The organism is Myroides sp. TSA_177.3 (assembly GCF_052691955.1).
Genome location: NZ_JBQZGD010000008.1, coordinates 71,797 through 86,052, shown reverse-complemented (window position 1 = coordinate 86,052; position 14,256 = coordinate 71,797). Strand labels below are relative to the sequence as shown.

Genomic DNA, 14,256 nt, shown 5'->3' with positions numbered 1-14,256 from the left:
CGCGCTCACGAATAGTATGTCTCCCTGACGCAGGAAGGGTCGCATCCAGCGCTCACGCAACTGTGCTTTGTGAGGTCTGTTTTTTTGTGAAATCGCTTTTTTGCTTTTTTGTGAAGTCGTAAGATTAGCTGAGATAGAAGGTTTATACCTTTTTATAAGGAATTACTAGTCCTATCGCGCTCACGAATAATATGTCTCCCTGACGCAGGAAGGGTCGCATCCAGCGCTCACGCAACTGTGCTTTGTGAGGTTTGTTTTTTGTGAAGTAGCAAGATTAGCAGAAATAGAAGGTTTATTCCTTTTTTATAAGGAATTACCAGTCCTATCGCGCTCACGAATAGTATGTCTCCCTGACGCAGGAAGGGTCGCATCCAGCGCTCACGCAACTGTACTTTGTGAGATCTGTTTTTTGTGAAATCGCTTTTTTGCTTTTTTGTGAAGTCGTAAGGTTTATCGATGAAAGAAGGAACTCTGTTTTAATCGAAAATTCACCTCTCTCCCTTTTTCACTTTATCTCACAGAGTTTATATTTATTTCGGTGTTCGATGCTCCTACACTGCGTTTCGATTTCTTCTCTCCATACTTATATAGTCCTTCCGTGGAGTATTCTTGGAGTATCCGTGGAGTATTCTTGGACATTCCTTCGACATTCCTTCGACATTCCTTCGACATTCCTTCGACATTCCTTCGACATTCCTTCGACATTCCTTCGACATTCCTTCGACATTCCTTCGACATTCCTTCGACATTCCTTCGACAAAAACACCCTTTTTCCTAGTAAACTCCAAGGATACTCCAAGAAATGTCGAAGGAAAAAACACTATATCTGCAAGTATGTAAGTTCAAAATACAGTTTGGGTTAGGTTTTCAATTAAAGTCTAACCCATTAAAAGGGAAATATGCTATTTGTTACTTCGCCTAGTTATTCCAGTCAATCTACTCAGTATGTCATACTGACACAGAAAGCATCGTCTTTTTTTTATAATTTATCTTGTTATTTGGCAAATTACCATTTGCCACTACAGGATTTTACATCTCATCGCCTCACCCTCTCACCCTCTCACCCTCTCACCTTCTCACCTTCTCAAAAATTCCTATCTTTACGTGTAACATTTGCTTCACTCTAGCTACTCATACAGTATGTGGAAAATAACACTTGAGAATATCAAAATCGCAACGACGAGTATTAAAAGTCAACTCCTACGCACCTTTATTACGGTGTTTATCATTGCTATTGGTATATGGGCGCTTGTTGGTATTTTATCCGTTGTAAGTGCGTTAAAAAACACCATTTTAGCTGATTTCTCTTCTATGGGGGCGAATACTTTTACAATTAGTCAATATGATACTGCTGGAAGAATAGCGAAAAATCAATCCAATCAAGTAGAAAATCCACCAATTACCTATGCACAAGCCCTTGATTTCAAGGAACGCTACAGCTATCCTTTTTCGGCAGTATCCCTTTCTTTTAATGCGGCTACTAATATTGAAATCAAAAATGATTATGTAAAAACAGATCCCGAAATCAGTATTGTGGGTTGCGATGAAAATTACCTCTCCAACAGTGGTTTACTCATCAATAATGGACGTGGATTGAGTTATACAGATTGCAAAAACAATCACTTCGTTTGTGTCGTGGGGTCAGATTTTTCAAAAAACATGTTTAAAGAGCAATCCCCTATCGATCAAGTAATTTCTATTCGAGGGTATAAATTTAAGATTGTTGGAATCCTCAAGGAGCAAGGCAGTACCTTTGGTCAAAATGAAGACCAACGCGTGTTTATTCCGATTCAAATTGCTCGTAATATATTCAATACAGCCAATATCAATTATACCATCAAAGTAGGAATTCAACAAGAAGGCTTATTGAATCAAGCCATTGATCAAGCTACCCTTGATTTTCGCATCAGTAGAAACTTAGCCGTAGTGAATGATTCTAATTTTGGTATTGAGCGCAGTGATGATATGCTTCGCTCCTTAGAAAAGCAAATTGGCATGTTAAACATTGCTGCTTGGCTTATAGGAATGATTACTATTTTAGGTTCATCTATTGCACTGATGAATATCATGCTCGTTTCGGTCACAGAGCGAACCAAAGAAATTGGTATCCGCAAATCTTTGGGAGCCAAACGAAAAACCATTGCCCAACAATTCTTTACGGAAACTCTTATCATTGGTCAATTGGGTGGATTACTAGGCACTATATTGGGAATTGGAACGGCGTATTTAATGACGTCTATTCTCCATTTTACTTTTGCTATTCCCTGGTCTGCTATCTTAGCCGCTTTCATTACCACCTTAGTAGTTGCTGTTATTTCGGGTTTATATCCTGCGATAAAAGCGTCCAAACTGGATCCAGTAGAAGCACTTCGTTACGAGTAAGTTAATTCGCAGTATAAATACAGCTAATCTGCGTATTTTTATACGATAACAAAAAACTCAACATGAACAGAACTTTGCCTGAACATATTGCGGAACAATTTGTTACTGCATGGAATCAATACGATGCAGAACAATTAGCTGCTATTTTTATAGAAGATGCGGATTTTGTCAATGTTACAGGATTATGGTGGCACAATAAAGAAGCTATCTTTCAAGCACATGACTATGGTTTACGCATTATTTTCAACCACTCCAAGCTGGAAATAAAACGTACAAAAGTCCGATACTTATCTGATACTATTGCTACCGTACATGCCCGTGTAAGATTAAGCGATCAAACCGCTTTAGCGGAAAGTGAAACCCCTCAAATTCGAAATACCCTCTTTTTATTTGTCGTCCAAAAAATAGAAGAAACTTGGTTTTGTATCGCCGCTCAAAATGTAGAAGTCCAAAGCGGAAAAAAAACATTCATCAAAAAAGAAGATGGAAATTTTGAAGCAGTCAATTATGGTCAATTCAAGAAGAAGCAAGATTAATTTTCATTTTTAGAACGCAAACTCATTATTTTTAGGGAGTACAACAAAAGTCCTTATTCGCTACTTTTGTAATCAACTAACAATCTTTCTATCTATGAAGAAGCTATTATTAGCCTTAGCGTTGAGCTTAGGTACTTTTACCTTGACACAAGCACAAGAAGTTACCACAAAAAACATCTTGATAAAACAAGGGAATACTACAATTGTTATTGATCAAAAAACACAAAACATCACTTTAAAACCAGAGCGTTTTAGCCTTGAGTTTTTAAACAAACCCTACCAAGACAAAAAGGAGTTATTTTACGCTGCTAAGGCTTTAGTAACCGATAACAGTCAATTTGAGAATACTTTCGAATCTATGTCTTTTGACGATATTGAATTTTTTAGCCCAGGAACGGGATTTGCCGCTTCTTTTGGCAAAAGTCAAGGTTATCCTATGCTAAGTGAAGACGGACATCAATACCTCTATTTTGCTTCGAATAGCGACCATCGAATCAACAAAATTGGCCAGCAAAAAGAATGGGATATCTACCAATGGAGTCTTGATGGGGTAAACATTGACGGAAATGAAATTGCATGGAAAAACTACCGTATTGGCGAATTATACCTTTACTTTGTAGTAGACCGCAATTTAAACGATACCATTGACCCAGACGAGCATCATTTAATTCGAATCACATTTAAAAAATAACGGACGCTATGCGTACCTAACTACTTATACATGTTCTATTCTTCTAAATCTGCTTTATTTTTTGTTTCACTCTTTTGGTGTGTGCTGCTCTTTTGTACATCCAACCAACTGTATGGGCAAGAAATATTGACGACATACAAAGAACAATACGACAAAACAGTAGCGGGAAGTCCTGCGCGTTTTGAAGTTGTAGGAAAATACGCGCAAGCGCTCTTTTTTCAAGAGAAACAACAAGAAGCCACTCAATTGTTAAAAGAGAACATTCTCATCGCCGAAAAGCAAGGAGACAAAACCAATGCGGCCTATCTCTATGCTATTTTGGCGATGAATGCTCAATTGAATGAAAATACCAGCGAAGCTAATAAAGCCATTAAAAAGGCCTTAGACTATGCCCAACAGATTGAAAATAATGAAATCAAGGCGTATGTCAACTATTGTCAAGGGTGGATTTATGTACGCGATAATCAAGAAGCCAAAGCAGTTCAATCCTTATTAACTGCTATTTCGCTCTATGAAAAAGCGACACAATCACCTACTAAATTAAGTCGTTTATCTGCCGCATATAAAGAGCTGACAAGCATATATGCAAGTTGGGATGATTACGAATTACAAGAGAAGTACAGCAAGCTTACGTTGGATATTGCCATCCAACAAAATAATCCCAACGCACTTTTCGATGCGTACATGATGATGGGGTATTTGTACGAAAGTGAGTTTTCTCATAACACCAACAATATTTATGCGCGTGATTTAGCTGAAAACTACTACAAAAAGGCCATCAAAACCTATGAAAACAATCGAGAAGTTATTCCTTTTCGTTCAGATTTAGCTTTTGTGGCCAATAATTTAGCAAGTCTTTATTTGCGTGCCTTTCCCAAACAATACAACGAACAAGCCACCTATTATGCCAACCTCGCTTTACAACAAGCGCAAGAAACGCATCAGATAAACTTTCAAGCATCGTCTTATGGGATTTTAGCTGAAATTGCCTTACAAGAAAATAAGACCAAAACAGCTACGTCCTATTTGCTTTCAGCGTTATCGGCGATTAATAGCACGCATTTACCAGATAAAAACACCTTGCTTTCTATTTACGAAAGTTTGGCTCAACTCAACGAAACAGAAGAAAATTACCTAGGAGCACTTCACTTTCACAAGCTTTACCTGCAAACCTATCAATCCATTTACAACCAGGATAAGCTCGAAATTAGTAGACGCCTAGAAGCACAATATGAAAAAGAGCAGCAGAAACAACAGCTGTTAACCCTGCAGTTGGCCTCAGAGAAAAAAGAGCAGCAAATTCGGCTGATGAAAACCTTGGGGTTACAACAGCAACAAGAATTGGAGAATTTAAAGTTATCCGAGGAGAATCAGCGAAAAAAACTAGAAATCAGTCAGCTGGAAACGGAGACACACGCACAAGCATTAAAATTGTCTCAGTTGGAAAATGACAACAAGTTGTTGGATATTCAACACTTCAAGAAAACATTGTCCTATCAAGAAAAGGTCAATTCGTACTTTTTAGCCTTAGCGTTGGTGTTTGCAATCCTTCTTTTTGTACTGCTCTATGTGTACAAACAACGTACAAAGAGTATGAATCAACAAAAAGAGCTCTATAATCTAGCATTGGAAAAAGAAAAGCAGCATGCTAAAATTGCCACGTTAACGGCTTTATTGGATGGGCAGGAACAAGAGCGAGCGCGTTTGGCTCGAGATTTACACGATGGTTTAGGAGGATTACTCTCTGGAACGAAGATTCAATTGAGTACCCTACACCACAAAATCACAGATGCCAACAAAATAGAAATGACAAAATCAATTGAGCATCTGGATAATGCAGTAGATGAACTAAGACGTGTAGCTCATAATCTGATGCCTGATTTACTGCTCAAATACGGATTAGAAGAGGCACTAAAAGAATACGCCAATCGCATGTCTACCGATCAATTGGATATTAATGTTCAATTCTTGGGGTATACCCAAACCTTGGAGCAAGACAAACAATTGTTGGTTTATCGCATCATTCAAGAATTGGTTAACAATGCCTTAAAACATGCAAATCCACAACAAATTATTATACAACTTGTTGAAAACGAGAATTCCTATATGGTTACCATTGAAGATGACGGTTGTGGTTTTGAGTTAACCCAAGCCCAACAAACCCAATCCGCCGGATTGCACAACATTCAGTCGAGGGTACAATTCCTCAAAGGAGAGTTGCACATTCACTCAGAATTAAACCTTGGAACAAGTATCGATTTTCAATTCCCAAAACAATAACCCATGATAAAAGTAGCGCTGACAGACGACCATCCTTTGCTATTAGAAGGATTAAAAAACATCTTAAACAAGCAGGAAAACATTCAGGTAACTGGTTGTTATCCCTCTATAGATACCTTGCAAAAAGGATTAAAAAAGAATCCCATTCACATTTTATTACTCGATATTAATTTAGAGGACATCAATAGTTTGGATTGGATCAAACCGTTGAAGAAAAAACATCCTGAGATGCAGATCATCATGTTGAGTGTACACAATGAATATGCGGTAATCAATAGTTCCCTACAAGAAGGGGCTTCGGGCTATATTCAGAAAAATGCTTCTGTCGATGAAATTGTACAGGGAATTTATGCTGTGTATAACCAGCAGACCTTTTTGTGTTCCCAAACGCAAGTCGTCTTGGAGAAGAAAAATAAAAACGGGCTGAATACGATTCCAAAGCTAACACGACGTGAAAAAGAAGTTTTAGTGGAAGCAGCGCAAGGATTAACGACACAACAAATTGCGGATCGTTTGTTTATCAGTACACATACCGTAGATAGCCACCGCAAGAATTTGATTGAAAAATTTCAAACGTCCAATCTAAGTTCTGTGATTACGCTAGCCATTGAATATGGTTTGATTAAAAAAGCATAAACAAGATTGATAACAAGATAAATAATCAAGGAAGCTGGATAAGTTGACTCTTTTTTTTGGCAGTAAAAAAGATTTTTAATTTTCTTAACAGAAAAAACAGTTTTATGCGCTACAAAACACTGTTTTTCCGCCTTAAAAAAAATATTTTTCTTATCTTTGATAGAATAACTTGTTGTTTTATCCTTAGAAATAGGGATTAAATGAGTTCAAATCGCAAGTTTCTAAAAATATTTTACAAAAAGACTTTGTAAGAATCAAATGACTTTATATATTTGCACTCGGTTTTGGCGCAAGTATATCAAAGCTGAATTTTTTGAAAAGTAAAATACTAAGATTTAAAGATAAACGCAATGAGCAAGAGAACGTTTCAACCTTCAAATAGAAAAAGAAGAAACAAACATGGTTTCATGGAAAGAATGTCTACTCCTAACGGTAGAAAAGTATTAGCTGCTAGAAGAGCTAAAGGAAGACATAAATTAACTGTTTCTTGTGAAACAAAACATAAACATTAATGTTTTGATTAAAATATAAATAAAGGTGTTACTCATTTGGTAGTAACGCCTTTTTTTATACTTTGTCGGAAGCATCACAATACAATCACACACACTATACTTACTTTTTTTAAACAAAGTAGTACAAAATAAACAACACAAGAAAATGCCTAAAGACACTTCTATCAAGACCGTTTTAATCATTGGTTCGGGACCAATCATCATCGGACAAGCTTGCGAATTTGATTATTCAGGTTCACAGTCAGCAAGATCATTAAGAGAAGAGGGAATTAAAGTTATCTTAGTTAACTCGAACCCCGCAACAATTATGACCGACCCTTCTATGGCGGATCATATTTATCTAAAGCCATTAACTGCACGTTCAATTATTGAAATTCTAGTTGCTCATCCAGAAATTGATGCTGTATTACCGACTATGGGAGGACAAACAGCTCTAAACTTATGTCTGGAATGTGATGAAAAGGGAATTTGGGCAGACTTTGGTGTTCGTTTAATTGGTGTAGATATTAACGCTATTAATATCACAGAAGACCGCGAACAATTCAAACAATTACTAGAGCGTATTGATGTGCCTGCTGCTCCAGCAAGAACAGCTACTTCTTACCTTCAAGGAAAAGAAATCGCACAAGAATTCGGTTTTCCTTTAGTTATTCGTCCTTCATTTACTTTAGGAGGTACTGGTGCTGCTTTTGTACACCATGCAGAAGATTTCGACGATTTATTAACTAGAGGTTTAGAGGCTTCTCCAATCCACGAAGTTTTAATTGACAAAGCTTTATTGGGATGGAAAGAATACGAATTAGAGTTATTACGCGATAAAAATGACAACGTAGTTATCATCTGTACCATCGAAAATATGGACCCAATGGGAATCCATACGGGAGATAGTATCACTGTTGCGCCTGCGATGACTTTATCTGACAGAACGTTCCAAAAAATGCGTGACTTATCGATCAAGATGATGCGCAGCATTGGAAACTTCGCTGGAGGTTGTAACGTACAATTTGCCGTATCACCAGATGAAAAAGAAGATATCGTTGCCATCGAAATCAACCCTCGTGTTTCTCGTTCATCTGCTTTAGCTTCTAAAGCTACGGGATATCCAATTGCTAAAATTGCTACAAAATTAGCGTTAGGTTATACCTTAGATGAATTGCAAAACCAAATTACAAAATCTACTTCTGCTTTATTCGAGCCGACGTTAGACTATGTAATTGTAAAAATCCCACGTTGGAACTTTGATAAATTCGAAGGAGCTGATAGAACCTTAGGATTACAAATGAAATCTGTAGGAGAAGTAATGGGAATTGGACGTTCATTCCAAGAAGCACTACACAAAGCTACTCAATCGTTAGAGATTAAACGCAATGGTTTAGGTGCGGATGGAAAAGGATATACAAACTACGATCAAATCATCGAAAAACTAACGCATGCTAGTTGGGATCGTGTTTTTGTAATCTATGATGCGATTCAGCATGGTATTCCATTAAGTAGAATCCATGAGATTACAAAAATCGACATGTGGTTCTTAAAACAATACGAAGAGCTTTACCTATTAGAAAAAGAAATTTCAACTTATACAATCGAAACTTTACCTAAAGATTTGTTGTTAGAAGCAAAACAAAAAGGGTTTGCTGATAGACAAATTGCCCATATGTTGAAAACATTGGAAAGTCAAGTTCACGATTTAAGAGATAAAATGGACATTCAACGCGTATTCAAATTAGTGGATACTTGTGCGGCTGAATTCCCAGCAAAAACACCTTACTACTACTCTACTTTTGAGGCTGATATCCAAAAAGCAGATGGAACAAGATATGTTTCAAATGAAAGTGTTGTAACAGAGAAGAAAAAAGTAGTTGTATTAGGATCAGGGCCTAACCGAATTGGTCAAGGAATTGAGTTTGACTACTCTTGTGTACACGGTGTATTAGCTGCTGAAGAAGCAGGATATGAAACAATTATGATTAACTGTAACCCAGAAACTGTTTCTACAGATTTTGATACAGCAAACAAATTGTACTTCGAGCCTGTATTCTGGGAGCACATTTACGACATCATCCGTCATGAGAAACCAGAAGGAGTAATCGTTCAGCTTGGAGGTCAAACGGCTTTAAAATTAGCAGAGAAATTACACCGTCACGGAATTAAGATTTTCGGAACAAGCTTTGACGCTTTAGATTTAGCTGAAGATCGTGGACGTTTTTCTACTTTATTAGAAGATCTTAAAATTCCATTCCCTCAATTCGGAGTTGCTAAAACAGCAGACCAAGCGTTGCAGTTAGCAGATCAATTAGACTTCCCATTATTAGTTCGTCCATCGTATGTATTGGGAGGACAAGGGATGAAAATTGTCATCAACAAAAAAGAATTAGAAGAACACGTTATTGATTTATTAAACCAAATTCCTGGTAACTCGCTTTTACTTGACCACTATTTAGATGGAGCAATCGAAGCAGAAGCAGATGCAATTTGCGATGGTGAAAATGTGTATATTATCGGAATCATGGAGCACATTGAGCCATGTGGAGTTCACTCTGGAGATAGTCACGCAATGTTACCACCGTTCAACTTAGGGGAATTTGTATTAAATCAAATCAAAGATCATACAAGAAAGATTGCCGTTGCTTTACAAACTGTAGGTTTAATCAACATTCAGTTTGCAATTAAAGACGATATCGTTTACATCATCGAAGCGAATCCAAGAGCTTCTAGAACGGTTCCATTTATTGCAAAAGCATACGGAGAGCCTTATGTAAACTATGCGACTAAAGTAATGTTAGGTGAAAACAAAGTAACTGACTTTACATTCAATCCACAGTTGAAAGGATATGCAATCAAAACACCTGTATTCTCTTTCAATAAGTTTAGAAATGTGAATAAAGCTTTAGGCCCAGAGATGAAATCAACCGGAGAAAGTATCTTATTCATCGACAACTTAAGAGATGATCAATTCTATGAAATCTATTCTCGTAGAAAAATGTACTTAAGTAAATAAATACAAAATCCCGCTTCAAAATGAAGCGGGATTTTTTTATTCCATTAATTGAAGCATCGTTAAGTCTTAAACTAAAACTATCCTACTTCACTTTTTTATAGTATGTATATACAGTTCCTTTTCGAATATAAGAATATTTAGTTCCTCCAACACAAACATCATAGGCTCCATACTCTTTTCTGTCACTTCCACTAATTATTGTTACATCTTTTTCAGCTACATTGTGTTCTCTTGAAGCTCTTCTTCTAATTTCTTCTATTCGAGTAGGAGTCAATCTGATATAACCATCTATAACTGCTTTTCGCTCATCATCTCGAGTAAATTTACAATAATAATACAAGCCCATATCCCACACCTTTCCTTCCAAATCTTGAGCATCTGTAGTAATTACCACCTCTTCAATCACTTGATTAGTTGTTGGTTTTTCTTGTCCATAAGTATTACTTACTAAAAGAAATAATCCTCCTATAAGTAATTTCTGACAACTAAAAATAATACTATCTTTCATATCTTTTGCTTTTATTTTTGGTAGTAAACATCATTAACTACTCTTTAATTATAAATATTTTTAATACTTTCTAGACCTACTTTACAGTCTCTATACTTTTTTATTTTTTTGACAACCATTATTGATCACAATACTTAGACTAGGCCAGCCATTTACTCAACTAATTCAGAAATTAAAGTTTTTTTGCACAAAAATCCCTATCTAAAATAGCTTTACGTTCATCATCTCTGGAAAACTTACAATAATAGTAAGCCCCCATATCCCATACCTTACCCTCTAAATTTTGTTTTACTTCAGTACGGATAATTACAGTGTTTTTTTATCTCTTTCTTTATTTGCTCCATTATGCAAAAATAAAACTACTCCAAAGAAACAAAAAACATATAATTAACAAACAAAACCTCGCATCTATTTTATTTTTAAATAATTAAATATTGATTTACTAAATATATACATTAAAAAAGAAACAACCAAAACAAAAATTAACCCTTACTTAACAAAAAGCACCTGTTTTTTTTGCTACAAATAAGAGCAACTAAAACGCCAAGCTACTCCTAAATAATCGCTATTTTTGAAAGTCACTCGAATTAAATCTCATGTCACAAGAAATCATCTTACCTATTGTAGCACTTTTACTTATTGTCATTGCTTTTATAATTGGAAAAAAAGCATCGAATAAGGTTAGTGATTCTTCCCAAACGATTCAATTACTAGCAGAAAAGGAGTTTTTAGCTCAACAAAATCAGCAAGTACGCTTAGAAAAAGAAAAACTAGAAGAACAAACGGAAATACTTCGTCAAGACAATCAAGAGTTGATTGCACGCATTTCTATTCGAGAAACGGAACTAGCCAACTTCAAAGAGAAACTCGAATTCCAACAAAAACAAACACTAGCCTTACAAGAGCAGTTTACCACACAATTTGAAAACCTAGCGAATAAAATACTCGAAGAGAAAAGTGATAAGTTTACTCAGCTAAACAAGGCGCAAATGGAAACTATTTTAACGCCTTTGCAGGAAAAAATAGGCTTGTTTGAGCAGAAAGTAGAACAAACCCATAAAGAGAGTATTGATCATCACGCAGCCTTACGTCAACAAATTTTTGGACTTCAACAAGTACACGCTAAGATGAGTGAAGAAACCCTAAACCTGACCAAAGCCCTCAAGGGAGATAATAAAATGCAGGGGAACTGGGGGGAAATGATTTTGGAAAGTGTATTGGAAAAATCGGGCTTAGAAAAAGATCGAGAATATAAAACACAACCGAGTTATACAAGTGATAATGGCAATCGCCTTCAACCTGATGTAGTTATCTATTTACCCGATAACCGCCACCTAGTGGTTGACTCTAAAGTATCATTGGTCGCTTATGAACAATACATCAATACAACAGAGAAACAAGAACAAAATCGCTTTTTACACGAACATATTCTCTCTATTAAGCGCCATATCGAAAACTTATCAGACAAGAATTACTACGAATTATACAAAGGGACAAGTCCTGATTTCGTCTTGTTATTTATCCCCATTGAAACTGCTTTTTCTATAGCTGTAAATGCGGATAATACTCTTTACACAAAAGCTTTTGAGAAGAATATTGTGATTGTTACTCCTTCTACACTGCTCGCTACGTTACGCACCGTAGAAACCATTTGGAGGCAGCAAAAACAACAGGAAAATGCCTATGAAATTGCACGTCAAGCGGGATTATTACACGATAAATTTGTGGGATTAATCAACGACTTAACGAAAATAGGTAAAAAACTAGATGAAACTAGAAATGAATACGACAGTGCCTTTAACAAGCTAAGTCAAGGAAAAGGGAATCTGCTGACTTCTGTACAAAAATTAAAAGACATGGGGGCTAAGGCAAAAAAATCCATTGACGCTCATTTACTTGAAGAAGAGTAAGAACGGGGGTAGCGATGAGATGGTGAGATGGTGAGAGGATGAGGTAGTAAGAGGTAAAAATTATAATGTTCTCCTAACTTTAAGTCTGCGTATTTTTGTTTAACTTTATTATTAGAATATGATTAGAAATTTTAATTTCCTATATCTAAGCGTTACTTTTGCATTCGAAATGAAAAAATGATTGTTAAACACTTTATAAAATTCTAACTATGTTTTTTAAAGATATGCACCCAGCCGACATTGCTGAAGCTATTTCAGAAATGAGAAGGAGAGAACGAAATCTTCATTTTCTAAAGCTTTCCCCCGAGCTGAAGGTCGAAGTGTTTTCATTTTTAGATATCAATATTCAGGAGGAAATTGTACGCAGTATGACTCGAGAGGATTATGCTGAGGTACTGAATAACCTAGAGCCGGATGATAGAACGGAACTCTTAGAAAACTTCCCTGATGAATTAATTAAATATTCAATCAACTTATTAAATGATACTGAAAAGCAAATTGCTTTAAATTTAATAGGATACAAAGAGGATAGTATTGCGCGTTTAATGACGCCTTTGTATATTCAAACCAAAGCCAATCGAACAGTAAAACAGGTTTTTCAGCACATTAAAAAATATGGTAAGAAAGCAGAAACGCTAAACTATATTTATGTTGTGGATGATCACAATGTACTGATTGATGACTTGCAAATTGGACAATTGTTGTTAGCGGATGAAGAGACTTTAATTGCGGATCTGATTGATCACAATTTTGTTTCCTTAGTCACTACAACGCCAATGGAAGATGCGTTTGATGATTTTGAAAAATACGACCGTTCAGCTTTACCCATTATCACAGAAAAAGGAGTGCTTGTTGGTATTGTTACCTTTGATGATATCTTAGATAAAATTAAAGAACGCGATACGGAAGACATTCAAAAATTCGGGGGGATGGAAGAGTTGGATTTATCCTATACGCATACACCTCTTTATGAATTAGTAAAAAAACGCGCAGGTTGGTTAATCGTCCTCTTTTTAGGGGAAATGTTAACGGCATCAGCGATGAGTTACTATGACCAAGAAATTGAAAAAGCAGTTGTATTAGCTTTATTTGTTCCTTTAATTATTTCCAGTGGAGGAAACTCAGGTTCTCAAGCTGCATCCTTAATTATCCGTGCTATGGCTTTAGGAGAGCTTAAGCTAGGTGATTGGTGGTATGTAATGCGCAAAGAAATTGCTTCTGGTTTAATGTTGGGAGGAATCTTGGGAATTATTGGTTTTATCCGCATTTTCATTTGGCAAGAAACAGGAATCTACGACTATGGAGAATTTTGGTTGTACGTAGGGTTGAGTGTTTCGGTCTCTTTACTATTTATTGTGCTTTGGGGAACTTTATCGGGTTCGATTATTCCGTTTGTCTTAAAGAAGTTTGGCATGGACCCCGCAACCGCTTCGGCTCCATTTGTAGCCACTTTAGTAGACGTTTCGGGTTTAATCATCTATTTCACCATCGCTGCTATGTTCCTTACGGGAAAACTACTGTAAATCAAATTTATCCTAATAAAAAAAACCGATACATTACTTTGTATCGGATTTTTTTATATTAAATACTGTTCCTTCTGGAACAAGAACTTGTTTGCGATCTGTTTGATAATATATTTGAGGATTTACTGAATCCTGATATATTTCTATTTGTGCTTTATAATCCTCTTCATAGGCAAATCCTTGCACACTATTTTGCTTGCTCCCACAAGATGCTAATCCGATAACAAACAAGCCGCTAAAAAAAACTGTACTAAATTTCATAATCTTATTTTTCAACAAG

General features: G+C 36.1%; 11 protein-coding genes. 9 read left to right on the top strand and 2 right to left on the bottom strand.

What is annotated here, in order from left to right; genetic code table 11:
• Positions 1-1,140: 1,140 nt before the first annotated feature.
• The 7 genes from ACUTSE_RS09690 (at position 1,141) to carB (ending at position 10,035) form a co-directional block, all read left to right on the top strand.
• Positions 1,141-2,382, top strand: a complete 1,242-nt coding sequence (locus ACUTSE_RS09690) for an ABC transporter permease (protein WP_445640072.1) — start codon at positions 1,141-1,143, stop codon at positions 2,380-2,382.
• Positions 2,383-2,444: 62 nt separating this feature from the next.
• Positions 2,445-2,918, top strand: coding sequence for an SgcJ/EcaC family oxidoreductase (locus ACUTSE_RS09685; protein WP_445640071.1), 474 nt, complete (start codon positions 2,445-2,447; stop codon positions 2,916-2,918).
• A 94-nt stretch (positions 2,919-3,012) separates the two neighbouring features.
• Positions 3,013-3,609: a hypothetical protein gene (locus tag ACUTSE_RS09680; RefSeq protein ID WP_445640070.1), complete on the top strand. Its 597-nt coding sequence runs from the start codon at positions 3,013-3,015 to the stop codon at positions 3,607-3,609.
• 30 nt (positions 3,610-3,639) lie between these two features.
• Entirely contained in the window at positions 3,640-5,889 is a 2,250-nt protein-coding gene (locus ACUTSE_RS09675) for a histidine kinase (RefSeq protein WP_445640069.1), read from the top strand.
• A 3-nt stretch (positions 5,890-5,892) separates the two neighbouring features.
• Complete coding sequence (locus tag ACUTSE_RS09670) at positions 5,893-6,525, top strand: response regulator transcription factor (RefSeq protein WP_002990521.1); 633 nt, start codon at positions 5,893-5,895, stop codon at positions 6,523-6,525.
• A 350-nt stretch (positions 6,526-6,875) separates the two neighbouring features.
• Positions 6,876-7,037: a 50S ribosomal protein L34 gene (rpmH, locus tag ACUTSE_RS09665; RefSeq protein WP_002990519.1), complete on the top strand. Its 162-nt coding sequence runs from the start codon at positions 6,876-6,878 to the stop codon at positions 7,035-7,037.
• A 145-nt stretch (positions 7,038-7,182) separates the two neighbouring features.
• Complete coding sequence (gene carB / locus ACUTSE_RS09660; RefSeq protein WP_445640068.1) at positions 7,183-10,035, top strand: carbamoyl-phosphate synthase large subunit; 2,853 nt, start codon at positions 7,183-7,185, stop codon at positions 10,033-10,035.
• A gap of 82 nt (positions 10,036-10,117) precedes the next feature.
• Here the strand turns inward: carB and ACUTSE_RS09655 are convergent, their stop codons facing one another.
• On the bottom strand, positions 10,118-10,543 hold the full coding sequence (locus ACUTSE_RS09655; protein ID WP_002990514.1) for a hypothetical protein: 426 nt from the start codon (positions 10,541-10,543) through the stop codon (positions 10,118-10,120).
• Between the two features lie 596 nt (positions 10,544-11,139).
• Here ACUTSE_RS09655 and rmuC point away from each other — a divergent pair.
• Together rmuC and mgtE are read left to right on the top strand one after the other, a co-directional pair.
• Complete coding sequence (gene rmuC, locus ACUTSE_RS09650; protein ID WP_445640067.1) at positions 11,140-12,453, top strand: DNA recombination protein RmuC; 1,314 nt, start codon at positions 11,140-11,142, stop codon at positions 12,451-12,453.
• A gap of 209 nt (positions 12,454-12,662) precedes the next feature.
• Entirely contained in the window at positions 12,663-13,976 is a 1,314-nt protein-coding gene (gene mgtE / locus ACUTSE_RS09645) for a magnesium transporter (protein ID WP_002990509.1), read from the top strand.
• Between the two features lie 33 nt (positions 13,977-14,009).
• Here the strand turns inward: mgtE and ACUTSE_RS09640 are convergent, their stop codons facing one another.
• Entirely contained in the window at positions 14,010-14,237 is a 228-nt protein-coding gene (locus ACUTSE_RS09640; protein WP_445640066.1) for a hypothetical protein, read from the bottom strand.
• Between the last annotated feature and the right edge of the window lie 19 nt (positions 14,238-14,256).